The 23,970-nt window shown below is 65.2% G+C and carries 24 protein-coding genes; 4 read left to right on the forward strand and 20 right to left on the reverse strand.

All coding sequences use genetic code 11. The features are described from left to right. Window positions 1-74 precede the first annotated feature (74 nt). Window positions 75-1,220, forward strand: a complete 1,146-nt coding sequence (locus ACZBJS_RS01280) for an alkane 1-monooxygenase (RefSeq protein WP_076831278.1) — start codon at window positions 75-77, stop codon at window positions 1,218-1,220. Between the two features lie 26 nt (window positions 1,221-1,246). Here the strand turns inward: ACZBJS_RS01280 and ACZBJS_RS01285 are convergent, their stop codons facing one another. The 7 genes from ACZBJS_RS01285 to ACZBJS_RS01315 form a co-directional block, all read right to left on the reverse strand. After that, complete coding sequence (locus ACZBJS_RS01285; protein WP_076831280.1) at window positions 1,247-2,044, reverse strand: class I SAM-dependent methyltransferase; 798 nt, start codon at window positions 2,042-2,044, stop codon at window positions 1,247-1,249. Window positions 2,045-2,232: 188 nt separating this feature from the next. Then, window positions 2,233-2,604, reverse strand: a complete 372-nt coding sequence (locus ACZBJS_RS01290; protein WP_016846479.1) for an SANT/Myb-like DNA-binding domain-containing protein — start codon at window positions 2,602-2,604, stop codon at window positions 2,233-2,235. Between the two features lie 243 nt (window positions 2,605-2,847). Further along, window positions 2,848-3,141 (reverse strand): hypothetical protein, encoded by a 294-nt coding sequence (locus ACZBJS_RS01295; RefSeq protein ID WP_016846480.1) that lies wholly within the window; start codon window positions 3,139-3,141, stop codon window positions 2,848-2,850. A 210-nt stretch (window positions 3,142-3,351) separates the two neighbouring features. Then, entirely contained in the window at window positions 3,352-3,705 is a 354-nt protein-coding gene (locus ACZBJS_RS01300; protein WP_463438274.1) for a zinc-ribbon domain containing protein, read from the reverse strand. After that, window positions 3,683-3,940: a hypothetical protein gene (locus ACZBJS_RS01305; RefSeq protein WP_463438275.1), complete on the reverse strand. Its 258-nt coding sequence runs from the start codon at window positions 3,938-3,940 to the stop codon at window positions 3,683-3,685. The genes ACZBJS_RS01300 and ACZBJS_RS01305 overlap by 23 nt, the downstream gene beginning before the upstream one ends. A 58-nt stretch (window positions 3,941-3,998) precedes the next feature. Further along, window positions 3,999-4,451 carry a MaoC/PaaZ C-terminal domain-containing protein gene (locus tag ACZBJS_RS01310; protein ID WP_463438276.1) on the reverse strand — a complete coding sequence of 151 codons (453 nt, stop codon included), beginning with the start codon at window positions 4,449-4,451 and terminating at the stop codon, window positions 3,999-4,001. A gap of 129 nt (window positions 4,452-4,580) precedes the next feature. Then, complete coding sequence (locus tag ACZBJS_RS01315; protein ID WP_057015829.1) at window positions 4,581-5,444, reverse strand: bifunctional 5,10-methylenetetrahydrofolate dehydrogenase/5,10-methenyltetrahydrofolate cyclohydrolase; 864 nt, start codon at window positions 5,442-5,444, stop codon at window positions 4,581-4,583. A gap of 289 nt (window positions 5,445-5,733) precedes the next feature. On the opposite strand from ACZBJS_RS01315, the gene ACZBJS_RS01320 reads away from it, so the two are divergent. Continuing rightward, the gene (locus tag ACZBJS_RS01320) at window positions 5,734-6,144 is read left to right on the forward strand and encodes a hypothetical protein (RefSeq protein ID WP_028339251.1); all 411 of its coding nucleotides are present in this window, start codon (window positions 5,734-5,736) and stop codon (window positions 6,142-6,144) included. Between the two features lie 119 nt (window positions 6,145-6,263). Here ACZBJS_RS01320 and ACZBJS_RS01325 read toward each other — a convergent pair whose 3' ends face one another. Then, complete coding sequence (locus tag ACZBJS_RS01325; RefSeq protein ID WP_456861599.1) at window positions 6,264-6,788, reverse strand: hypothetical protein; 525 nt, start codon at window positions 6,786-6,788, stop codon at window positions 6,264-6,266. 215 nt (window positions 6,789-7,003) lie between these two features. Continuing rightward, window positions 7,004-7,639: a hypothetical protein gene (locus tag ACZBJS_RS01330; protein ID WP_233475693.1), complete on the reverse strand. Its 636-nt coding sequence runs from the start codon at window positions 7,637-7,639 to the stop codon at window positions 7,004-7,006. 261 nt (window positions 7,640-7,900) lie between these two features. On the opposite strand from ACZBJS_RS01330, the gene ACZBJS_RS01335 reads away from it, so the two are divergent. After that, window positions 7,901-8,284 carry a VOC family protein gene (locus tag ACZBJS_RS01335; RefSeq protein WP_026192879.1) on the forward strand — a complete coding sequence of 128 codons (384 nt, stop codon included), beginning with the start codon at window positions 7,901-7,903 and terminating at the stop codon, window positions 8,282-8,284. A gap of 15 nt (window positions 8,285-8,299) precedes the next feature. On the opposite strand, the gene ACZBJS_RS01340 is transcribed toward ACZBJS_RS01335, so the two are convergent. After that, entirely contained in the window at window positions 8,300-8,731 is a 432-nt protein-coding gene (locus tag ACZBJS_RS01340; protein ID WP_463438277.1) for a hypothetical protein, read from the reverse strand. 235 nt (window positions 8,732-8,966) lie between these two features. Between ACZBJS_RS01340 and ACZBJS_RS01345 the strand changes: the two genes are divergently transcribed. Continuing rightward, window positions 8,967-9,317, forward strand: a complete 351-nt coding sequence (locus ACZBJS_RS01345) for a GrlR family regulatory protein (protein ID WP_463438278.1) — start codon at window positions 8,967-8,969, stop codon at window positions 9,315-9,317. Between the two features lie 188 nt (window positions 9,318-9,505). On the opposite strand, the gene ACZBJS_RS01350 is transcribed toward ACZBJS_RS01345, so the two are convergent. The 10 genes from ACZBJS_RS01350 to ACZBJS_RS01395 form a co-directional block, all read right to left on the reverse strand. Beyond that, window positions 9,506-12,187, reverse strand: a complete 2,682-nt coding sequence (locus ACZBJS_RS01350) for a PAS domain S-box protein (protein WP_316396756.1) — start codon at window positions 12,185-12,187, stop codon at window positions 9,506-9,508. 148 nt (window positions 12,188-12,335) lie between these two features. Continuing rightward, window positions 12,336-13,307 (reverse strand): Bug family tripartite tricarboxylate transporter substrate binding protein, encoded by a 972-nt coding sequence (locus tag ACZBJS_RS01355; protein ID WP_316396754.1) that lies wholly within the window; start codon window positions 13,305-13,307, stop codon window positions 12,336-12,338. Between the two features lie 137 nt (window positions 13,308-13,444). Further along, window positions 13,445-14,353: a DMT family transporter gene (locus ACZBJS_RS01360; protein WP_463438279.1), complete on the reverse strand. Its 909-nt coding sequence runs from the start codon at window positions 14,351-14,353 to the stop codon at window positions 13,445-13,447. Window positions 14,354-14,625: 272 nt separating this feature from the next. Beyond that, window positions 14,626-15,426, reverse strand: coding sequence for an NUDIX hydrolase (locus ACZBJS_RS01365; RefSeq protein ID WP_463438280.1), 801 nt, complete (start codon window positions 15,424-15,426; stop codon window positions 14,626-14,628). 2 nt (window positions 15,427-15,428) lie between these two features. Beyond that, complete coding sequence (locus ACZBJS_RS01370; protein WP_141340969.1) at window positions 15,429-16,385, reverse strand: dihydrodipicolinate synthase family protein; 957 nt, start codon at window positions 16,383-16,385, stop codon at window positions 15,429-15,431. Between the two features lie 93 nt (window positions 16,386-16,478). Further along, complete coding sequence (locus ACZBJS_RS01375; protein ID WP_463438281.1) at window positions 16,479-17,360, reverse strand: SDR family oxidoreductase; 882 nt, start codon at window positions 17,358-17,360, stop codon at window positions 16,479-16,481. A gap of 137 nt (window positions 17,361-17,497) precedes the next feature. Then, entirely contained in the window at window positions 17,498-18,358 is an 861-nt protein-coding gene (locus ACZBJS_RS01380) for a MaoC family dehydratase (RefSeq protein WP_463438282.1), read from the reverse strand. A gap of 209 nt (window positions 18,359-18,567) precedes the next feature. Next, window positions 18,568-18,957: a Zn-ribbon domain-containing OB-fold protein gene (locus ACZBJS_RS01385; protein ID WP_028337616.1), complete on the reverse strand. Its 390-nt coding sequence runs from the start codon at window positions 18,955-18,957 to the stop codon at window positions 18,568-18,570. Continuing rightward, entirely contained in the window at window positions 18,957-20,114 is a 1,158-nt protein-coding gene (locus ACZBJS_RS01390; protein WP_076831315.1) for a thiolase domain-containing protein, read from the reverse strand. Before ACZBJS_RS01390 ends, ACZBJS_RS01385 begins: the two co-directional genes overlap by 1 nt. A 269-nt stretch (window positions 20,115-20,383) precedes the next feature. Further along, complete coding sequence (locus tag ACZBJS_RS01395; RefSeq protein ID WP_463438283.1) at window positions 20,384-23,875, reverse strand: indolepyruvate ferredoxin oxidoreductase family protein; 3,492 nt, start codon at window positions 23,873-23,875, stop codon at window positions 20,384-20,386. Window positions 23,876-23,970 lie beyond the last annotated feature (95 nt).

Below are 23,970 nucleotides of genomic sequence, written 5' to 3' on the forward strand. Positions count from 1 at the left end.
GCAGGCCCGCCTGGCGGCATGCTTGGCCCAACAATGGCGAACGCCGCCTCGCAAGAGATGCTGGAGGGAATGCGATGATCTTCACGGGCACCAATGCTGCTGGCGAAACGATCACCTACCGGGACGGCAAACGCTATCTCTGGATGCTCTCGTTCATTCCGCCGCTGATCCCGCTGTTGTCCTACTGGCTGTTCCTGCGGACACACAATCCGCTGGTGACGCTGATCCCCTTCGTCTTCATCTTCATCCTGATCCCGTTGCTCGACGTCGTGTTCGGCGAAGACACCCACAATCCGCCGGCGGAAGTGGTCGCCGCGATGGAGGCCGATCCCTATTACCTGCGGCTCGCGCGCATCACCGTGGTATTTCCCTGGATCAACTACGTCGCGCTGATCGCCTTCTTCGGCACCCAGGATCTGCCGTGGTGGTCCTATGTCGCCTTGCTGCTCGGCGTCGGCACCATCAATGGCGGCGCGCTCCTGATCGGGCACGAGCTCGGCCACAAGCCGGACAGGCTCAACATCCTGTTCGGCATGCTCGCCAACTGCGCGGTGGGCTACGCGCATTTCCGCGTCGAGCACAATCGCGGCCATCACACCTGGGTCGCAACCCCCGAGGACCCCGCCAGCGCGCGCTTCGGTGAATCGATCTATGCGTTCGCGACGCGCGAGTTGCCGGGTGCATTCAAGCGTGGCTGGCGCAACGAGGCCGAACGGCTGACCCGGCGCGGCGAGCCGGTCTGGTCGGTCAACAACGAGATCCTGCAAGGCTTTGCGCTGACGCTCGTCGTCGCCGCCGTGCTGATTGCGCTGTTCGGCTGGAAGGTCGCGCCGTTCATCGTCGCGCACCATTTCCTCGGCTGGTACGCGCTGACCCAGGCCAACTATGTCGAGCATTACGGGCTGCTGCGCGAGAAGCTGCCGAACGGCCGCTACCAGGCGGTCGAGCCGCGCCACTCATGGAATACCAACCACATCGTCTCGAACCTGATGACGTTCCACCTGCAACGTCACTCCGACCACCACGCCAACCCGATGCGCCCCTACCAGTCGCTGCGCGATTTCGACGACATCCCGCGGCTACCGAACGGCTACACCGGCATGTTCGGGCTGGCGGCAATCCCGCCGCTCTGGTTCCGCGTGATGGACCCGAAGACCCTGGCCTGGGCCGGCGGCGACAAGAGCAAGCTGAACCTCCGCGATCGGCCCGCGAGCTCGTGATCGCGGCGATTGCCCGGCTCCCGGTCCTACATCTGGGCCGAGCGCCGCTTCATGGCACCGATGCCGAGGAATGAGCCATTGATCGACAGATACTGGCTGGTGAATTCGAACGTATCGAAGCTCGGCGCCTCGAACTGCTTCAGCGCCTTCCAGAGCAGCGTGGTATCCGGACAGGCTTGGGAATGGATGTCATGATGCACGATGATGCGGGCGTGGGAACGCACCAGCAGATGATCCTGTAGCGCACCGCGCAGGCTGTGATCGCCGTCGATAAAGACGAAGTCCGGCTTCAGCCGGTCGACATGCGCACCGACCAGCGGCGAGGTCGAAAAATCCTGGATGTAGATCGGCTCGATAGCGGCCTGCTGCTGCAGCAGATCGAAATAGGTCGAGATAAAGGGCGTCGGCGCGATCGGATCGAGTGCAATCACGGTCTTGAGGTCGGCGCCGCTGTTCCTGAGCCACTCCGTAACCAGGACGAACATGCCGCCCCAGCGGCAGCCGATTTCCATGTACGAGGAAACGCCGGACGAATTGCGCGCAAGCCAGGCGAGGTATGGCGCAAGCTGGTTCGGGTATTGCCAAAGGTGGAGGCCCTTGCCGAAGTTCGGCGCCAGCTCCGGCGGCTGCTCATGAAGCAGTTCGTCATTGAGCCCCAGCGCCGGGATGAATTCGCGTTCGAGGAAGTCCACGTCTGTACGCTGAGCCGGATTCAACCCGGCGATCGCATTGATCGCGTCACCGACGGTGACAGCGAGATCGGCGAAACGCTGGTATCGGTCGGCTTGATATCGGTCGGCTTGGGCTAGCTGGGCGTTGAGCATCGGCGCAATCAGCGGTGGGCTGACGAGGACACAAAGAGGCCGCAGGTCGTCGCGCCCCCGATGATTGAACGGATGGGACGTCCGTCTCGGGCGCGAAATCTTGCATTCGGTCGCGAATGGTCCGCCTTCCCCACCGCATGCGTAAGCCGCTTCGGCATGGCGCGCCCGGCGTGCAGCCGGCATTCTCTTCACCCGCTCGGAATCTTCCGCCGCACCGCCTCCACGCCGGCATCGGTCACGTTGTATCTGCGCCCCATCTCCGGGACGATCCAGCCCTTCTCGATCATTCCGGCAATGGTGCTCGGGCCGACGCCCGCGGGAAACGGACGGCGGTTGCGGATCGCGTCGATCGCGACCCGCTCGAGATGGGTGGCGACATGCGAGGGGCGCGCGCGAAACGCCTTTGCCATGATCAGGACCGACAGGACCTCGGCGCGCCTGCGCACGGCCGAAGCGCTGCGGGTCAGTTCGTTACTGATCTCGAGAGCGTTCTTGCCGGCCCTGGCGAGTTCTCTGAGCTTCTCGTCCTCGTCAGGGCTCCAGCGCCGCACGATCCCCATCTGCCCCTCACCGCCTGGATACCCATCTCAAACCGATGCATACGCAGGCGGCGCTGATTTGCCATGTGACTTTCGGCACCTCTTGATGCGACGTCGGGGCTGTCGCCATCAGGACGGCCGATCGCGGTGTCGCACGATGCAGCACAAAGAGCATGATCCGATTGAATCGGATCATGCTCTCAATCCCCTTGCTTGATGGCGTTTTGGTTGCGCGAACCGGTATTCACTTCGCGCTGGAACGCTTCAGTGCTTGCTGGGTTCAAGCGCGATGAGCACGCCGGTCGGTTCGGGCTCGTGCGGCCGAAGCGAGGTCAGCTCCGGATCGCTCCACTCGGCGAGACTGACGACTTCGCCGGTCTGCCCCGGCATGTCGGAGGTCTGGGCCGGTTCAAGCACCTTGAGCCCGCTGGTGTCGACGAAGAATGTGTGCTCACCGAACACGCTGTTCAGTTGCGCCACGGCCGGGTGATCGTCCGGAAGCACCTGGGCATTCAGTTGCGTCATGGTCTGCTTGACTTGCGTGGAATTGAGTTTCATCCGCTGCTCCTTCTCGTTGGTTCCGGCCGCGATGGTTTCCTTGACAAGTTTCCTTGGCTGGTTCCTCCCCGCCCGCACCCCACATCGGGGGCTTCAAGGTCTCGAACCAATCAGGCAACGAAACGTTCCGCACGCGCGACGCATTGACCGCCTGCGCAGCGGTTCCCCGCGCATCAGATGTGAAGTGCGACCCTGAAGTCACGCCCATCGCTACGAGACGGGAGGCTTCTTCCTTGCGAGTCCTTCCAGATGCACGCGGTGTGCGGCGGATTTGCGCGCGCGCTCCCTGGTGCGGCAGGCCCGGCAGCGCACCGCCGCGGTAAATACATCGCCCTTGGCGGTCTCGTACCACCATTTCTGCTGCAACGGCGTCCAGACCTCGGCAACGCCGCAGTCCTTGCAGATGAAGGGCTCCGGTCGATAGGTTCCGCGCGGCACGAAATCGGGAGTCGAATAGCTGTTCGATGGCGCGAGCCGCGTCGTATCCACGGCAACCTCGTCGCGCGCCAGCGCAATCTTGTAGTCGCGAAGCCGTTGCCGTTCAGCGGCGCGTCGGGTCTGCAATGCGGAGCCATTCCTCGGCCTTGCGCCGCCTGGCTTCGATCTCTCCGTTCGTCTGCTTGCTGCGTTTCACGGCGGCACATCCGTCTGGGTCGAATGCGTTCGGCGCATCGACGAAGCAAATACCGGGCAGCACGACCTCGTCGATGATGACGTCATTGATGCGCTGCCGTTCTGCCGCCGGCTTGTCATAATTGCCGCAACATTGCGCGACGACAAGGTCGCGTGTGGGGAACACGTAGAGGCGCTGACGGCCGTCCGAGGCGGATGACTTCGGGATGTCCCTCAGGCCGCGCCTATGCCGGCCCCTGCTCCGCCGGCCGCATGCGGATCAGCGCGTCGAGCACGAGGACAAGAACCGGGCGCTGCTCGTCGTTGACCAGCTCCGTCTTGAAGATCACGACAGCGTCGCGCCGCTCCGGCCTGATGGTGATCTTCTGGATCTGGGATTGGCCGGTGAGCGTGGCGCCGGGCCGAACCGGGCTCGGCAGGCGGATCTCGAAGCTCCGCCCGACGACCCCCGCCACCTTGGTCCAGATCGCCTCCACGACGAGCCGCTGATAGATCGCAATGGTGTTGAAACCGCTTGCGATCAGTCCGCCGAACGGGCCTGCCGCAGCCGCGACGGGATCGGCGTGGATTGGCACCGGATCATATTTGCCGGCGAACTCCAGGATCTCGGCCTCGCCGATCGTGTAGCTGCCAAGCTTGAACGTCTGGCCCTCGGTGAGATCTTCCGCATACAGCATCGCGCGCCTCCATCTGTCGCGCGACGATAGACGAATGGTGCGGGCTTTCCATTACCCCGGACGTCATGAACTTCGCGCGCGATACGCGAGCGACACCCGCCGCTCGCATATCGGCACGGGCATCCCGCGCTATTGCAGCCGGGCCGCCCTCGCCTTTGCGGCCTTCAGCGTGTTCTCCATCAGGCAGGCGATCGTCATCGGGCCGACGCCGCGCGGCACCGGCGTGATCGCGCCGGCGACCTGCACCGCCTCGTCGAACGAGACGTCGCCGCACACCGCATAGCCGCCGTCCGGCCTCTCGACGCGCGTGGTGCCGACGTCGATGACGATGGCCTGGGGCTTGATCCAGTCGCCGCGCACGAGGCCGGCCTTGCCCACCGCACTCACCAGGATGTCGGCCTCGCGGCAGATCCTGCTGATGCCGCGGGTGTGGATATGGGTCTGCGTCACGGTCGCGTGCTCCTGCAGCAGCAACGCGGCCATCGGCTTGCCGACGATGTTGGAGCTGCCGATCACCACGGCATGGGCGCCGGTGAGGTCTGATCGGACCGACTTGATCAGCCGGAGACAGCCGAGCGGCGTGCACGGCACCAGCGCGTCATCGCCGTGAAACAGCCGGCCGGCGTTCAGGGCGTGCAGGCCGTCGACATCCTTGGCGGGATCGACCGCCGCCATCACGCGCAAGGCGTCGATATGCGCCGGCAACGGCAGCTGCACCAGGATGCCGTCGATATCGTCGCGCGCATTGAGCGCCTCTACTCCGGCAAGCAGATCGGACTCGCTGGCATCATCCGGCAGGCGTGCGACCTCGCCGCGCAGGCCGAGCCGCTCGGCCATCCTGACCTTGCTCTGCACATAGATCTGGCTCGCCGGGTCGCAGCCGACCAGCACGACCGCAAGCCCCGGCGCGCGGGGCAGCCGGTCGAGTTCGCCAGCAATCTTGTCGATGACAATTTGGGCATGTGCATGCCCATCGAGAATGTTCGCCGTCATGGCACCTCCGTTTCGAAGCGGTGCCCAGGCGCGCGGCGTTCAGTCTCTGCGCTCCCCGATGGTCAGATGGCGTGGTCATAGCCGCCCCGCCGGGCAAAGGCAATTCACGCTCTCCCGCGGGTCGAACGGCGACGAATTGCCCTCACTTTTGCCGGTGGATCGGTGCCGGGCGGGTCACCTCTGGGGGTAGGATTCGGGCAAGACTTGCGTTAAGTCTCGGCGCTTGCCGGGCTTTTCCGATCCCCGGCGCCATCCTTCCGGTCATCACGCCATTTCGGACATTTTCGACATGAGACATATCATCCTCGCGCTGGCGCTCTTCTGCCCGGCTGCCGCGCTTGCCCAAGGCACCACGCCGGCCCCCGCCGACGCAGACAAGCCGGCGGCGGCGACCTCGCAGCCGATGGTCGGCGACAAGCCGCTGGTCCAGGTCGGCAAGAAGTCGGCCGCCAAGAAGGGCGAGAAGCCTGCCGCGCCCGGCAAGCCTCAATCGGTCGCTCAGAAGCTTCAGGCCTGTCAGGACATCGACGACGCCACCAAGGAGCGGCTGATCTGCTACGACGAGATTTTCAAGCCGCAGCCGAAGCCGAAGGCTGCCCCGGCCAAGGGCGTCAACGATTGCCGCTTCGTGAAGGAAGAGGACGAGCGGCTGACCTGCTACAACGGCTTCGCGGACAAGATTCCGCGCCTGCCGCGCTAAAGGTAGCGAGCGCCGCTCGGACGCCGTCCCGGATCAGGCCACCCGCCTGATCGCGGACATGAAAAGCCGCCGCAAGTGTTTGCGGCGGCGGATTGATTGCCGGCTGCGGCAGCCCTTTCTTACCAGGTGCCGAAGCCGCCGAAGAAGCCCATGCGCTGCTGCTGCGCGACGCGGTAGGGCTGATACATGCCGGGCTGTGCCAGCCGCATCGGCTGCTGGGGATGGGCATGGTAGCGCGCGACCTTGCGCTTCTTCGGCGCCTGAGGCTGGGCCTGCGCCGATTGTTCAGCCGATTTTGCCTCAGCCGCGACCTTCTGCGCATCAGCCTTCTCCGGCGGAATGAACTGGGCGAACGTATTGCGGACGCGGGCTTGCGCCGACGCATCGCCCGTAGCCGACGGGATAGCCGCGGCGACCGCGTTGACCTGCGCCGGAACAATGGTCGGCAAATTGGTGTCGTACACCACCCGCTCGGGCAATTTCTGGGTCGACTTGATGCGCACCATGGTCTTGTCGACGCCCGGCGACGACAGTCCCTGGTTCTGGCCGGCGACCACGGCCTCCTGCGGCACGATGGCATTGACGACGAAGAGCAGCGCGAGCAGCACTCCACCAACGAACAGGAAATAACGCGCCACAGGCATTTTGGTAGCTCCCCCCGCGCAGCAGGGCGCGGTTCATCTCGGCGCGACGACATCAGTCATCGCGCGGGCGATTTCATCGTCTGCGCATGATCACCCGGACGCTGTCCGCGCTCCCGGGTCGTTCGCTAACGGCTGGTTTATTAGTTAGTTCCTGTCCGGCCGTTACGGTTCACCCGACAAGTCAATTCGCGGTCACTTTTTCGAGATGCCGGGAATTAGAGGCGGCTCGCCGTCACGACCGAACATTTCGCCTTGTTTGCGTTCACGTTGACGAACCCGACCAACATTTGCGAGTAAGTCTTGCGGCTCTTCATGGCGATGGTGTCGGAGATCAGCCGCTTGCGCTCGGTCAGCGGCCGACCGTCCCGGCGGATGAAGGCGCAGGCGATCTCGATATCCTTGACGGCGAAATCATTGGCATTGCGGAGCGTCAGGGTGACCAGCGCCTTCGAACCTAGCCCGCCGCGCCGCCACGATTGCGAGGCGATCCGCAGCTTATCCAGCGGCGACCTTTCAGCGCCGGGCCCGGACGGCTTGGCCTCCTCTGCCCCCTGTGGAGCGATGGCCACACCGACGGTGGTCGGCTCGTCCGCCGGTGCGGCAAGCGCATCCCTCGCGGTCTGATTTGTGATTTGGGCTGGTTGCTCGCCGGTCGGGGCATTCTGCGCGGTACGGATCATGGACGACACCGGCCAGACGTCCTGGTCCCCGGCGTCGCTCGGCTCGGGGAGCATGAACCATGCGGCGATCCCGGCAAGCGCAATCAGCGGCAGCAGCAGGCTGGCGTAGAAGCCCCCTTCACCGAGACGTCCGGCGGCCAACCTCCGAAACGACGCCAAGCCGATCCGCATCGTCGTGCCCTCACCCTGGCAGCCTGATCGGGCCGCCCCCACACAGAGAGGAAGCCGCACCGCGCGGCTTCCGGGACGGCCGCAGGTCGAGCGGCCACGCAAAAACAATCGCTGACGGCCGCAATGGTTTCATTCCAGGACGACAATCTTGGGCAGGCATAACGAGGGATGGTATCCCAGCGAACAGCTCGCTAGATTTGCGCCGCCCGAGAGCGAGTGCCGCGCACCGAACAGCGGCACGACAACAACAAGGAGATCGCAATGCCTGTCGTCACCTGGGACCACGTCCACCTGCGCAGTCCCGATCCCGAGGCCACCGCGACCTGGCTGCGCGACATTCTCGGCGGCGAGATCATCCGCGGCCCCGGCCGCATCGACGTCCAGCTCGGCGGCGCCAAGGTGTTCATTGCGGAGGTGACCCAGGGCGACGGCGTCAACGCCGCGCCGGTGACGCCCTATCAGGGGCTCGATCATTTCGGGCTCACGGTGAAGGACATCGACGCGGTCGCGGCCGAGATCAAGGCCAAGGGCGTCGAATTCACCAAGGAGCCGACCACGATCCGTCCCGGCGTGCGGATCTGCTTCATCCGTGGCCCGCAGGGCATCTCGATCGAACTGCTCGAGCGCGACCAGAAATACGTCTGAGCTACGCGTGCGGCGCTAAGTCATGCTGCCGGGCATGAAGCAGCGGATCGTCACGCCCATGTAGCTCGGAATCGGCCAGACCATGGCGCGACCGACCCGGTTGGGCTCGGTGACCACGGCCTCGTCGGGGACATCGATCCACGCCCCGTCGAGGCGCACACGATAGTGCCCGTCCTTGGATTCCCAGTCGACATCGCTGACCGCTGTGCCGTCGGCATCCGAACAGCACGGCCCTTTGCCGCTGCGCAGGCCGTCGAACCATTCCTTCAGCGGCGAATTGGCGTAGCGGCCGTCGGGATCGCGCGCCTGCGCGATTCGCACGGCCGCAACCAACACCAGCGTTATCAGCACGAGGGATGCGATCACGTGGCCCGCATAACGGGCCGAAGTTCCATTGAGCCTGCGAGGGCGTGCCCAATGGCCGCCGGATTCAATCCAGTCAGACATGTGTTTGCTCCAGCACTCACCGGCCAGTGCAACCAGAGCTATGCATTTCGCGGGCCACTTTGATTCGCGCGTACGGTCCGCTGTCATTGCGCCGTCACACTGCCTGGCAGGAACCGAGGGTCACCCGAACGCGGGACACCCGGGAATCAACCTGCCGCATTGCACGAGGTTGCTCGCTTTGGCATAAAAAACCAACTGGCTTGCCATGGGCGCGGCGGCCAGCAATCGGGACGTCATGAAGAACGGACTTTACTCAATTCACGTCACCCTGCTGGACGGTCGCGTCGGCAAGGGCAGCGGCGTCATTCTCTTCCGCGATGGCCAGATACTGGGCGGCGACGCCTATCTTTACTACACCGGCAGCTACACGGTGAAGGGCAATGCCTTCAAGGGCGAAATCCTTGTGCAACGCCACACGACGCCGCGCGACACCGACAACCCGCTGTTCGGCGGGCCCGCGCCCGTCGGCATCGGCGTCTCCGGCACCTTCACCGACACCCGCGGCACCATGAGCGGGACCGCGCTGGTCGGCAAGGCGAGCCTGATCTTCGGCGCCACGCTGCACAAGCTCGCGGATATCAATTAGCGGTTTGAAACCATTAGACCCGTCATCCCCGCGCAAAGGCTTCGCCTTTGTCGCTGGAGGCGCGAGCACAGCGAGCCTCGAAGGATCGACGGCCACGAGCCGGGCCGTGCATCCTTCGAGACGCGGCTTCGCCGCTCCTCAGGATGACGGATCGAGAGCAAACGCGTGGTTGGCCACTACGCTTCGCGCTATTCCGCGGCCTGCTCCAGCGGCGCGACGCGCGGGAGGATCATCTGGATGCGTGTGCCGTTGCCCGGTGCGGAATCCAGCGAGAGCCGGCCGCCGAGCCGCGTGGTGACGATGCTGTAGACGATGTGCAGGCCGAGCCCGGTGCCGCCCTGATCGCGCCGCGTCGTGAAGAACGGATCGAAGGCACGGCGGCGCACGTCGAGGCTCATGCCGCAGCCATTGTCGGCGAAGATCACCTCGACATTGTCGCCGCCGGCGGCATGGACCTGGATCTCGACCTCGCCGGCCTTGCCGTCCGGGAACGCATGCGCGACCGCGTTGAGAAACAGATTGGTCAGCACCTGGCCATACGGTCCCGGATAGGAATTCATGATCAGGTTCGGCTCGCAATCGACATTGAGCGTCAGATTGTGCTTGCGCAGGCCGGGCCTCAGACTCATCACCACCTGCTCGGTGAGATCGCCGAGGTCGAAGGTGCGCTGGTCCGAATAGTTGCGGTCGGCGGCGACCTGCTTGAACGACTGGATCAGCTCCGCGGCGCGGTTGAGATTGGCGACGAGTTGCGAGGAGGCATCGCGCGCCGTGTTCAGGAAATCGTTGAGGCTGGAGCGGCGCAGGTCGCCGCGCTCGACCTGGGTGGCGAAATTCGCGGTCTTGCGCTCCAGCGCGGACGCCACCGTCAGGCTGATGCCGACGGGATTGTTGACCTCATGGGCGACGCCGGCCACCAGGCGGCCGAGCGCGGCGAGCTTTTCGGCCTCGATCAGCGAATTCTGGGTTTCCCGCAGATTGCGCAACGCGGCCTCCGCGGAATCCCTCGCCTTGCGCATCTCCTGCTCGGAGCGCTTGCGCTCGCCGATGTCGAGCGCGACCGTGACGATGTTCTCGATCTCGCCTTGCGCGTCGAGGATCGGCAGCTTGTTGACCAGCCATTGCCGCATGTTGCCGGCGACGTCCTTGTACTCCTCTTCATAGAAGCCGAGCTCGCGGCGCGCCGACAGAACGCGCTTGTCGTTCTCATCGGTCTTCGCCGCGCCATAGCGCGACATCAGCTCGCCGGTGGTCTGGCCGATCGCGTCCTGCGGCTCGATGCCGAAGATTCCCGCCATGTAGCGGTTCATCAGCACGTAGCGCAGGTCGCGGTCCTTGACGTTGATGACGGCGGGCACGGTATCGATGACCATCTGCAACAGCCGACGGCCTTCGGCGATCGCGTCTTCGGCGCGCTTCTGGTCGGTGATGTCGCGCACCGTGCCCTCGTAGCGGATCACTTCGCCCTCGTCGTTGCGGACGACGGTCGCCGAATCGGACAGCCACAGCACGGTGCCGTCGCTCGCGCGCACCTGGTACTCGTAGTCGCGCACCGTGCCGTCGCGCTGCATTAGCTGCTGGTACTGCTCGCGCGCCGCCGGATCCACGTAGACGGTGGTGGCGATGTCGTCGATGCCCTTGATCAGGTCCTGCGGCGCGGCATAGCCCATCATCCGCGCCAGCGCCGGATTGGCGTTGAGCAGCGCGCCGCCCGGCGTCGTGACGTAGATGCCCTCGACCGACGCCTCGAACAGCTTGTGGTAGCTCTCCTCGGCGAGCCGCTGCTCGGCGAGCGCGCGCAGCGCCGCCTCGCGCGCGCTGTCGGCGTCGACCAGGGTCTGGCGGAACACTTCGGCGGCGCGTGCGATGTCGCCGATCTCGTTGTCGAGGTCGGCGCCGGGAATGAACGCGCTCTTCTCGCCGCCGGCGACCTTGCGGATCGAGCCCGCGATCCTGGCGAGCGGGCGGACGGTGCGGCGAACCACCAACACCGACGCGAACAGGCCGATCAGCACACCCGCCGTGCCGAGCACGATGCTCTGCCATTTTGCTTCGGCCAGCGTCCGGGCAAAATCGCGCGACAGCACGTGGCCGCGGCGAGAGCTGAGCTCGCGGAGCAGCTCGGTGACCTTCTGGATCAACCGGCCTTCGGCGCCGAGCACCTCCTTGTCGATGTCGGCGATCTGGCCCTCGCGCACCGAGACCGCGATGATCGCCTCGGCATAATTATCGACGGCGCCGCGCAGCGCGGGATCGGAGATGGTCATCGCCCGCATGCTCTGCGCGGCCTGCTCGGCAGCGGACGTGTTGTGCGCCAGCAATGCGGTGGCAATCCGGCCCTGGGATTGCGACAGCGCATTGGCCAGCGCCGCATCGTTGCTCGCGGCGACCGCCTTGTCGAAGGCGTCGCGCAGCGGCGGCAGCCCGGCGACCAGCTCGGCGCGGCGGCTGAGTAGCGCCGAGATGCGCTCGATGCCGTTGCGATAGGTCGCCAGCCGTTGGGTGACGCCGTCGATCATGTCCTGCTGCTCGGGCGCCAGCTTGATGCGGGTCTTTTTCAGGATCTCGCTCAGCGACTGGGCCGCCTCCGCGACCTGGACCGACTGGCTGCCCGGCTCGGTGACGAAATCGCGCGCCGCGAGCCGCAGCTCGTTCATGCGGCGGTCGATATCCTCGGCGATGTCGCCGACACTCTGCAGCCGCTGCAGCTCGGCGAAGGTGGTATCGATGTGGCGGATCGCGATCACGCTGGCGGTGGATGTGATGATGATCACAGCCAGGACCAGCAGGAAGCTGCCGAACGTGAGCTGGCCAATGGAGAGGGAGAACGCACGCGGCGCTTGCGAATTCGGCGGCAATTCAGCGGTCATGTCATCAAGGCCGGGGTCCAATGCGCCCTAATATACGGGAAATTACGGGCTTTGGGGAAACATGCTGCACGGCCCAACCCGCGGGCGGTGTGACCGGCGTCACCCCGGGCGGGTGCCGGTGGCCGATTCCGGCACAGGGCGGCGGGGCTCAGTCCGGCGGGATGCCGGCCTCCTTGACCACCCTGGCCCAGAGCGCAACGTCCGCCTTGATGATATCGGCGAACTGCCTCAGCGGCGCGCTACGGGCGTCGCAACCGGCGACATCCAGCTTCTTGCGCACCTCGGTGGAAGCCAGCGCGGTTTCGAGCGCGGCGCTGATGCGTTCGACCACCGGCTGCGGCGTGCCGGCCGGCACCACGAAGCCGAACCACGGCGTCACCTGCGCCTCGGCAAAGCCCTGCTCGGCCATGGTCGGCACGTCGGGGAAATACTTCGAGCGGCCGTCGCTGATCGCCCCGATGATCCGGATGCTGCCGGACTGCACCTGGGCCAGCGCCTGGTTGGCCGACAGGAAGCTCGAGGTGATCAGGCCGCTCGCGATATCGGGCACCATCTGCGGATAGCCGCGATAGCCGATCGCGGTGACGTCGATGCCGGCGAGCCGCTTGAACAGCTCGAAGCCGAGATGGCCGGTCGAGCCCTTGCCGGGATGGCTGTAGTTCAGCGTCCCCGGCTTGGCCTTGGCCAGCGCGACATAGTCGGCGACGGTCTTCACCGGCAGCGAGGTCGGCACGATGAAGAAGTTCGGGGCGAGACAGATCTGCCCGACCGGCACGAAATCCTTCACGGGATCCCAGCGCAGCTGCGTGTTCAGCGCCGGGCTTGCGGTAAAGAAGGTCGTCACCAACAGCCATGTGTAACCGTCGGGAGCGGCGCGGGCGACCTCCTCGGCCGCGATCGAGCCATTGGCGCCGGATTTAGCCTCGACGACGATCGTCCCCTTCCATTGCTCCTGCATGTCCTGCGCCATGATGCGCGCGAACACGTCGGCGACGCTGCCCGGCGCGTAGGGAATGACGATGCGGATCGGCCGGCTCGGGAAGTCCTGTGCGCGCACCGTGCCGGCCATCGCCAGCAACGCCATGCATGCACCGGCAATGAGGCTGACCCGCCGCAACATCGTCCGTTTCCCGCCCTGTGGTCTCGTTGCGGGCAGCATGCAGGGATTGCCTGACGTCAGCAAGGCGCCGGTTTCAGCGGGCGAAACTTCAGGCTGTAGCGATCTTACGCGCAGGAATCGTCATCGCGGCGATGACGTCAGGCTGTGGCGATCCTTCGTGCAGGAATCGTCATCGCGGCGACGCCGATCACAACGCAGGCGAGGCCGATCCACGCCGTCGGGCTCAGCCGTTCGCCCAGCACCGTGACGCTGAGCGCCACCCCGATCGGCACCCGCAAGTAAGCTTGCGCGGTGGTGCCGACCGAGCCGAGGGTCTGGATCAGGCGGAAGTAGATCACGAACGCGATCGCGGTCGAGAACACGGCAAGCGCCAGCAATGCGGTGAGCGATGTCGTCGACGGCGAAAGCGTCCAGGGCCGCTCGACGACAAGGCTGAGCGGAACGAGGATCGCGGCGCCCGCGAGCAGCGAACCCGCCGCCGGCGCCATCGGATCGAGCTCCTTGAAGCCGCGGCTGAAGATCGCGGCACAGGCGTAGCAGATGGTGGCGGCGACGATCGCGACCTCGGCCACGATCCCCTGCCCGAGATCGCGGAACGCATCGACGCCGACGATCAGGCAGATGCCGGCCATGCCTGATATCACCCCGAATAGCTTGCGCGGGCTCGCCCCCTCATGGCGGGTGATCGCGGCGGTGAACAGGAAGGTGAAGATCGGCGAGGCCGAATTGAGGATGGTGGCGAGCCCGGCATCGACGAAGCGCTCGCCCCAGGCGATCAGCGTCCACGGGATCACGCTGTTGAGGCAGGCCTGAAAGATGAAGCGGCGCCAGGTCGCGCGATCGGCCGGCATCGATACGCCGCGCATCCGCATGATGACGAGCAGCAGCAGCCCCGCGATCGTGGTGCGCGCCGCGATCAGCGTGATCGGCGGGATGGTCGCGACACCAAGCTTGATGAAGGTATAGGAGCCGCCCCACAGGGTGGCGAGCGCGAGCAGCAAGGCGAGCTCGAAGGCCATGCTCGGCTGTCGTGGGGCGGTGGTCATTGGCGGGATTCCGTCTCGATGGTTGAGACGGAAGCTACATCGCTGCGAGGTGATGATATTTCGATATAAGCCGAAATGTGGAGAAGCGACTCTCCTTCCCCGTCGTCCCGGCGAAGGCCGGGACCCATTACCACAGGGTTGTGTTGTTGGAAAAAGCTGCAGCCTCGGCGTCGCGCAGCAATGCAGTTCGGTGGTTATGGGTCCCGGCCTCCGCCGGGACGACATAGCGCTGCCTGTGAGTCACGCACTCGACGTCTCTCAGGACGACGGACCTACCCCAGCGCCCCGACGTCGAACACCTCGCCATCGTAGCCCGCTTCCTTGGGGATGCGGAGCTGGCGGCCGGTGGCGGTCTTGGTCATCACGGGCATTACGGCGACAATCGACTTGCCCTTGCTGTCGGCGAGCGCGGCGCCGACGTTCGGCTGCTTGCCGAGCCTGATCAAATTGCGCGTGGTCGGGAACGGCAGCTTGAAGCGGCCGGTCTCGCCGCCCTCCAGCGCCTCGCGCGTCGACACCCAGATCGAGTCGGTCGATTCCTTGCCGTCATGGGCGCCGAGCTGCTCGGGCGGCGCGGCGGCCAGGAAGAACCAGGTGTCGAAGCGCTTCGGCATGCCCTCCGGCGTGATCCAGTGCGCATACGGCACGAGTGCATCGAGCGCGAGCACCATGCCGTTGTCGGTCAGCACCTTGAGGAAGCTGATCTTGCCTTCGTTCAGCGCCGTGCGATGCGCGGTCGCGATCTCGTTCGCGCGCTTCGCATCGACCAGGTCTTTCGAGCCTACCGGCCGCGCCAGCAGGATGCCGCTCTCCTCGAAGGTCTCGCGGATCGCCGCGATGCGGAAGCCGAGCGCGTCGCCGTCGAGCCCTTCGCCGCCGGAATAGAGCGCGGGATCGGCGGCGATCTCCTTGTCGTTCTTGTCGACGCTGCCGCCCGGAAACACCAGCGCACCCGAGTTGAACTCGATCTGGTGATGGCGGACCATCATGAAGACTTCGATTTCGCCCGATGAGCTGCCGTCACGCAGCAGCAGCACGGTCGACGCAAGGCGCGGGGCAACGATCTCGGTCATGATTAGCCTGCTGCACTGGATTGCGGTTGCAGATTGGCGCGACGGTCGACGCGCGCCACACGGGACAAGAGATAGTCGACCTCCGCCCTTGCCTGCGGCGTGATGACGGCTCCGGGCTTGCGCTGGGCGCTGGAGGAGATGATGCCGCGCTTCTGCAGCACGTATTTGCGCACGGTGAGACCGACGCCGGGCTGCTGCTCGTAGCGGATCAGCGGCAGATGCGCGTCGAACAGATCATGCGCGGCATCACGCTTGCCGGCCTTGGACAGGTTGACTACATCGATCAGCAGCTCGGGGAAGGCATAGCCGGTCATTGCACCATCGGCGCCGCGCTCCATCTCGAAATCGAGGAAAAGGCCGCCATTGCCGACCAGGATCGACAGCGGCCGCAGCGAGCCGTCCTTCTGGAAGTTGCGCAAGGTCGAAATCTTCTCCAGGCCCGGCCAGTCCTCGTGCTTGAGCATCACGCAGGACGGCGAATCCATCACGATCTTGCGGATCACGGCCGGCGTGAACACGACGGTCAGCGTCAGCGGATAGTCCTGCAGCACCCAGGGAATATCGTCGCCGATCGCTTCCTGCGCCTGCTTGAAATAGCCGATGATCTGGTCGTCGGTACGCAGATGCGGCGGCGGCGCGATCATGACGCCGGCGGCGCCCGCATCCATCGACTTCTTCGCCAGCGAGCGCATCGTGGCAAAGCCCGGCGCCGAGACACCGACGATGACCTGGAGCTTCTTGGCGCGCTTGACGAAGCGCAGCGCGACCTGCTCGGCCTCCGCGGCGTCGAGCTTCGGCGCCTCGCCCAGGATGCCGAGCACGGTGACGCCGTCGCAGCCGACCTCGGTGTAGAAATCGGTCAGCCGGTCGATCGATGCCTCGTCGATGCGGCCGTCGTCGTGGAACGGGGTCGGCGCGATCGCAAAGGTTCCTGCGGCCTGGGCGGTGAGTTTGGTCATGGGTGCCTCGTTTGTTTCGCCCTCTATACAGCGTCATTTCCCGATGCGCCATTGCGCATCGGGAAGCCGTCCCGCGGTCGCGGGTGCCAATCCTTACTTGAACCGCCGCGCCGACTTCTTGATCTCCTCCTCGGAGAAGAAGATCTCCTTGGCGTGGGTGACGATGTCCTCCGCCTTCCATCCCGTGAACGGCGGCGTCCAGCCCTCCATTTCCATCATCCGCATCTCGCGGACGCCGCGCGGGCCGGAGACGCCAAGCACCTTGCCCGTCTGGTCGCCGGACAGGTCGCTGACCATATAGAGCACGGCCGGCGCGATGCCGTCCGGGCCGAGCGCCGCACCCGGGTTCTCTTTGTAACGCGGCAGGTCCGCGGTCATGCGGGTCAGCGCGCCCGGCGCCAGGGTCCAGATCCGGATGTTGTACTTGCGGCCCTCAATCGCCAGCACGTTGGACAGGCCCCAGATGCCGCCCTTGGCGGCGCCGTAGTTGGTCTGGCCGAAATTGCCGATCAGGCCCGAGGTCGAGGACGTGTTGACGATGACGCCGCCGCCATTGTCACGCATCCATTTGAACACCGGCTGGGTGCAGCAGAAGGTGCCCTTCAGATGCACCTTCATCACCTTGTCCCAGTTCGCTTCCTTGGCCTTGTGGAAGGTCTCGTCGAGCAAGATGCCGGCATTGTTGACCAGGATGTCGGCGCGGCCGAAATGCTTGATGGCGTCGTCGAACACCGACTGGCCGCCGGCCAAGGTCGAGATGTCGGCACCGTTGGCGACGGCGCGGCCGCCCTCGGCCTTGATCGCGTCGACCACCTTGTCGACCATCGACTTGTCGGAGCCCGAGCCGTCGCGCGGGCCGCCGAGATCGTTGACCACCACGGCCGCGCCCTCGCGCGCAAACAGCTTCGCATAGGCTTCACCAAGCCCGCCGCCGGCGCCCGTGATCAGCGCCACCTTGCCGTCGAGTAATCCCATGGTTGTTTTCTCCGTTTTGTTCTTGATTGCCGTCATTCCGGGGTGCGCGCAGCGCGAACCCGGAATCTCGAGATTCCCCGGTGCGCAATTGCGCACCTGCGGTCTGGTCCTTCGGACCATCCCGGAATGACGGAAAGCTACGCCAGCACCGTCTTGCCGCTCTTGATCACGGTGACGCCGCGCGACTTCACCTTGGCCTCGAACGACACCACATTGCCGTCCTTCCACAGCTCCATGGTCACGGTCTCACCGGGGAACACCGGCGAGGAGAACCGCGCCACGTGCTGCTTGAAGGCGGACGGATCGTAGTCGGCATAGGTCTGCAGCACGCCGCGGCAGGTGATGCCGTAGGTGCACATGCCGTGCAGGATCGGCCGCGGGAAGCCGGCCTTCCTGGCGAACTCCGGATCGGAATGCAGCGGGTTGCGGTCACCGCACAACCGATAGACCAGCGCCTGGTCCGGCCGCGTCGTGATGTCGACGACCTTGTCCGGCGCGCGCTCCGGCACCTTGTGCGGCTCGGGCTGGCCGTCGGACGGGCCGCCGAAGCCGCCATCGCCGCGGGCGAAGCGCGAGGCGACCAGCGTGGCGAGCTTGTCGCCCTTCTCGTCCTTCAGCACGGTCTGGTGGCGGATCACCGCGCCCTTGTCTTTGCCCTTGTCGAACACGTCGAGCACGGTCGAGTCGGCCGTGATGTGCGCGGCGGTCGCGAACGGCTTGTGGAAGGTGATGTCGCGCTCGCCGTCGACCACCATGACGCGGTTAAGATTCATCTCGCCGGGACCGGCGCCCCAGGCCGCGACCGAGGCAAACGTCGGCACCACCTTGAGCGGGCGCGGCGTCAGCACGCCCTCATTGACGAAAGCGAGCTCGTTCTCGTCCATCGGATCGGCACCCAGGCCGATGCCATAGGCATAGAGCATCACGTCGCGGTCGGCGTAGCTGTATTTCTGGCCGAGATTCTTCAGGGCCATCAGCTGTTCGTACACGATCGGCATTGTTGTTTTCTCCCCGAATGTATTCTTAACGGCACGGTGCCCATTACTGCGCCCTCTCCCCTTGTGGGAGAGGGCAGCACCGGCAGTCGTCTCAAACTCGTTTCGGTGAGGGGTTCGCGCCACAGAGAGATTCTCTACGCGGAGAGAGACCCCTCACCCGCCTTCGCTTTCAGCGAAGGCACCCTCTCCCACAAGGGGAGAGGGTAAAATCAGGCCGGCGTGAAGAACGGCAGCGGGGCGCCGTCGGTCGGCTTCCACACCACCTTCACCTTCTGGCCGATCTTCACCTGCTCCAGATCGCAATCGACGATGTTGGTCTGCAGCGACGGACCTTCCTTCAGCGTCACATAGGCGATCGCATAGGGACCGGTCGGCGACTTCCGCATCAGGCTGTAGGTGTAGACCGTGGCCTCGCCGCTCGACTCTTCCCACACCGTCTTGTCCGAGAAGCAGAACGGGCAGATCGCGCGCGGGAAGTAGTGCGCTTCGCCGCAGGTGTTACAGCGCTTGATCATGAACTTGCCCGCCTTCGCCGCCTCCCAGAACGGCGCGGTCTCCGGGTTGGTCACCGGGGCATTGTACTTCTTCGCTTCAGACATCACGCACGCTCCAGAATGCAGGTTGAGGCGGCGTGGCGAACGCCGAGCAGACCGCCGGTGCCGTGGGCGATCGCGAGGTCGCAGTTCTTCACCTGCACCTTCGGATGCGCCTCGCCGCGCAACTGGCGCACAGCCTCGAGGATTTTCGTCATACCGCCGCGATTGACGGGATGGTTACTGCACAGACCGCCGCCGTCGGTGTTGAACGGCAGCTTGCCGACGCCCGAGATCAGATTGCCGTCGGCGACGAACTTGCCGCCCTCGCCCTTCTTGCAGAAGCCGAGGTCCTCGAGCTGCATCAGCACCGTGATGGTGAAGCTGTCATAGATCGAGGCGTATTTGATGTCCTTCGGCGTCACGCCCGCTTCCTCGAAGGCACGCGGACCGGACCACACGCCGGCGGAGTAGGTCAGATCGAGATCCTTGCCGCCGCGCGGGCCCTTCATCGCCTCGCCATGGCCGATCAGGCGCACCAGCGGCTTCTTCAGGCTCTTGGCGATCTCGGGCGTCGTGACGATCATCGCGCCGCCGCCGTCGGTGACGACGCAGCAATCCATCCGATGCAGCGGATCGGAGATCATCGGCGAGTTCAGCACGTCCTCGACGGTGACGACCTCTTTCAGCATCGCATGCGGATTGTATTGCGCATGATGCGAGGCCGCGACCTTGATCCAGGCGAGCTGCTCGGAGGTGGTGCCGTAGTCGTGCATATGACGCATGGCACACATGCCATAGGCATTGTGCGTGGTAGCCCCGTAGGCGGATTCGAAATCGGCCTCGGCGCCCGAGGCGCGCGGCGGCATCGGGCCGGTGCGCGGTTTGCCCGCCAGCGTGACCAGCCCGACCGAGCATTTGCCCGCGGCGATCGCCTCGGCGGCGTGGCCGAGATGGATCAGATAGGAACAGCCACCGGTCTCGGTGGAGTCGACATGACGCAGCTTCTTGGTGTTGAGGCCGAGATAATCGACCATCGGCCACAGCCCGCCCGGCGCGTCGCCGGCGCAGAAATAGCCGTCGATGTCGTCCTTCGTGAGCCCGGCGTCCTCGATCGCGCCCTTGGCGACCTCGGCGTGCAGCTGTGCTGTTGATTTATCGGGTGCGTGCCGGGTGGGATGTTCGTAGATCCCGGCAATGTAGGCCTTGCCCTTGATGGTCAAATCGCTCTCCGCTGGCGTTTCTTCGCTCGAGCGTTTTTCTGAACCGACGACGCGACCTTGGCAAGCGCGGAAATATTCCGTCAGGCGAGACTGTGCGTAGGCACGGTACGCGCTGCCAAAACACCAGGTGTCGTCCCGGCGAAAGCCGGGACCCATAACCACAGGATTGTGTGGTGAGAGTGAGCCGTGGCCCCAGCGTCGCGCTACGACAAAGTGCGGTGGTTATGGGTCCCGGCTTTCGCCGGGACGACACCGCGTGTGTGGCTACACTACTCCGCCGCCATCTGCCGCGGCGCGGACGGCGGGTTGGCGAGGTCGGCGGCGAGTTGCGCGTAGCGAACCTTCGCCTCCTTGATCGCCTTGTCCTTCACCGGACCGTAGCCGCGGATGCGATCGGGCAGCGCCAGCAATTCGACCGCGATGTCGTGATTGAGCGGCGACAGCAGGCCGAGCACGGTCGCGACATCCTTCTCGTAGCCCGCGATCAGATCGCGCTCCAGCTTGCGGTCGGCGTTGTAGCCGAAGATGTCGAGCGGCGTGCCGCGCAGAAAGCGGAATCTCGCCAGCACCCTGAAGGCCGACATCATCCACGAACCGAAGGCGCGCTTTTTCGGCCGGCCCTGCGCGTCGAGCCCGCCGCCGAGGATCGGCGGCGCCAGATTGAAGTTGAACTTGAACTCGCCCTCAAACTGATCGCGCAGCTGCTTCTCGAAACGGCCGTCGGTGAACAGCCGCGCCACCTCATACTCGTCCTTGTAGGCGAGCAGCTTTGCGTAGTTGATCGCGACCGCGCGCGGCAGCGCCTCGCCATAGCCGCCCTTGGTGGCGGCGTCGCGCACCTGGTCGACCAGCTTGCGATAGCGCTTTGCCAGACGTGCATTCTGGTAGTCGGTCAGGAACGCCATGCGATGGGTGATGATCTCGTCCAGCGACATCGCATCCAGCGATTTCGGTGGCGCGATTTCGTCGTCGCCCTTCATCATGCCGCTCAGCCGTGCCGGATCGGCGGCGGCCAGGCGCCCGAGCTGGAACGCCTGGGTGTTCATCTTGATCGAGACGCCGTTGACTTCGATCGCCTGCAGAATCGCCTCCGCCGACAGCGGCAGCAACCCGCGCTGATAGGCAAAGCCCATCATCATGATGTTGGTGGCGATGGAGTCACCGAGCAGCGCTTCGGCCGGCTTGGTGAAGTCGAAGAACGCGGAGTCCTTGCGCAGCTCGGTCTCCAGCACGCTGTTGACCTTGCGGCTCTGGAAGTTGAAGTCGCGGTTCAGGATAAAGTCCGCGGTCGGGATCACGTGGCTGTTGATGATGCCGACGGTGCGGCTCGCATCGCACAGCGTGATGGTGTCCTTCGACGCCGCCACGACCTCGTCGGCCGCAAGCACCAGATCGGCCGTTCCGGTCACGATGCGCGAACAGGTCACGTCGGCGGTGTGCTCGGAGAGCCGGACGTGGCTCAGCACCGCGCCGCCCTTCTGCGCGAGACCCGACATGTCGAGGATCATCGAGGCCTTGCCCTCGATATGGGCGGCCATGCCGAGCAGCGCGCCGATCGTCAGCACGCCGGTGCCGCCGACGCCGCCGACCGCGATGTTGTAGGGCCGGTCGAGCGCGGGCTTGGAGGCCGGCTCCGGCAGATTATCGATGCTGCCGAGCTCGGGCGGCGCGCGCCGCCTGAGCTTGCCGCCGTCGACCGTGACGAAGGACGGGCAAAAGCCCTTCACGCAGGAATAATCCTTGTTGCAGGTCGACTGGTTGATGGTGCGCTTGCGCCCGAGCTCCGTCTCCAGCGGCTCGACCGAGATGCAGTTCGACTGCACCGAGCAGTCGCCGCAGCCTTCGCAGACCGCGGGATTGATCAGCACGCGGCGCTGCGGATCCTCCATCAGGCCGCGCTTGCGGCGACGACGTTTTTCGGCGGCGCAGGTCTGCACGAACACGATCGCCGACGTGCCCTTGGTGTCGCGGCACATCTTCTGGACGTTCTCGAGCTCGTCGCGGTGATACAGCTTGACGCCGGGCGCGATCGTATCGGCCGGATAGGCGTCCGGATTCTCCGAGACCAGATAGATCTCGCGGATGCCTTCGGCATGGAGCTGGAAGGTGATCTGCTGCGGCGAGAGATCGCCGTCGTGGCGCTGGCCGCCGGTCATGGCGACCGCGTCGTTGTAGAGGATCTTGTAGGTGATGTTGGCCTTGGAAGCGATCGACTGGCGGATTGCGAGAATGCCGGAGTGGAAATAGGTGCCGTCGCCGAGATTGGCGAAGACGTGGTTCTCGTTGGTGAACGGCGCGATGCCGACCCACGGCACGCCCTCGCCACCCATATGGGTGAAGGTTTCGGTCGAGCGGTTCATCCAGAGCGCCATGAAGTGGCAGCCGATGCCGGCCAGCGCGCGGCTGCCTTCCGGCACCTTGGTCGAGGTGTTGTGCGGGCAGCCCGAGCAGAAATACGGCGTGCGGCTGACAGGCGCGGTTGCCTGCATCTGCGTCGACTGACGGCCGTTGAACCAGTCGGCCTTGGCGCGCAGCATCTCGGCGATTTCAGGATTGAGATTAAGTCGAAGCAGCCGTTCGGTGAGCGAGCTCGCAAGCGAGGCCACGCTGAGCTCGGCGGCGAAGGTCAGGAAGCGCTTGTCGTGATCGTCCATCTTGCCGACGATGCGCGGACGCACGTCGTCGCGCCAGTTGAACAGCTCCTGCTTGACCTGGTTCTCGACGATCTCGCGGCGCTCCTCGACAATGAAGATCTCCTCGAGGCCGACGGCGAAGTTGCGCACGCCTTCCGGCTCCAGCGGCCAGGGCATGCCGATCTTGTAGAGGCGGATGCCGATCTTGGCGGCGATCTCGGGCGTGATGCCGAGCTCGCGCAACGCCTGGCGGATGTCCTCGTAGCTCTTGCCCGAGGCCATGATGCCGTAGCGCGCGTTCGGCGAATCCATCGTGATGCGGTTGACCTTGTTGGCGCGGGCGAAGGCGATCGCGGCAAAGCCCTTGTAGTCCTGCAACCGGCGGTCCTGCTCGAAGCGGTCGTCGGGCCAGCGGATGTTGAGGCCGCCCGGCGGCAATTCGAAATCGGTCGGGATCACGAACGGCGTCATCTCGTCGGTGAGGTCGATCTCGGCGGTCGTCTCGACCGTCTCGGTGATCACCTTCATGCCGACCCAGCAGCCAGAGTAGCGCGACATCGCGATACCCAGGAGGCCCATCTCGATCATTTCGTGGATGCTGGAGGGGTAGAGGTAGGGCATCAGCGCGGAGATGAAGGCGTGGTCGGACTGATGCGGGACGGTGGAGGATTTCGCGCCATGGTCGTCGCCGGCAAGGCAGAGTACGCCGCCATGCTTGGCGGAGCCGGCCGCATTGCCGTGGCGGAACACGTCGCCGCAGCGGTCGACGCCGGGGCCCTTGCCGTACCAGATGCCGACCGCGCCATCATATTTGGCGCCCGGCGACAGGGCGAGCTGCTGCGAGCCCCAGATCGCGGTGGCCGCGAGGTCCTCGTTCACGCCGGGCTGGAATTTAATGTTGTACTGCTCGAGATGCTTGCGGGCGGCGAACAGCTGCTGGTCGTAGCCGCCGAGGGGGGAACCGCGATAGCCGGAGATGAAGCCTGCCGTGTTGAGGCCCACGGCGCGGTCGCGCCTGATCTGCGCCATCGGCAGGCGGACCAGCGCCTGGATGCCGGTCATGAAAACGTGGCCGGTGTCCTGGGTGTATTTCTGGTCGAGGCTGATAGGCCCTTGGTTGATTCCCATTTAGCCCTCTTTTCGCTGGTCGCGACGACTGCTTTTAGCTAGTCATCCGAGCTTGTTAGAACCAGTCTATGTCGGATTTTCCGGCCCGCGCAGCA

The sequence above is a fragment of the Bradyrhizobium sp. KZN70725 genome (assembly GCF_055264925.1).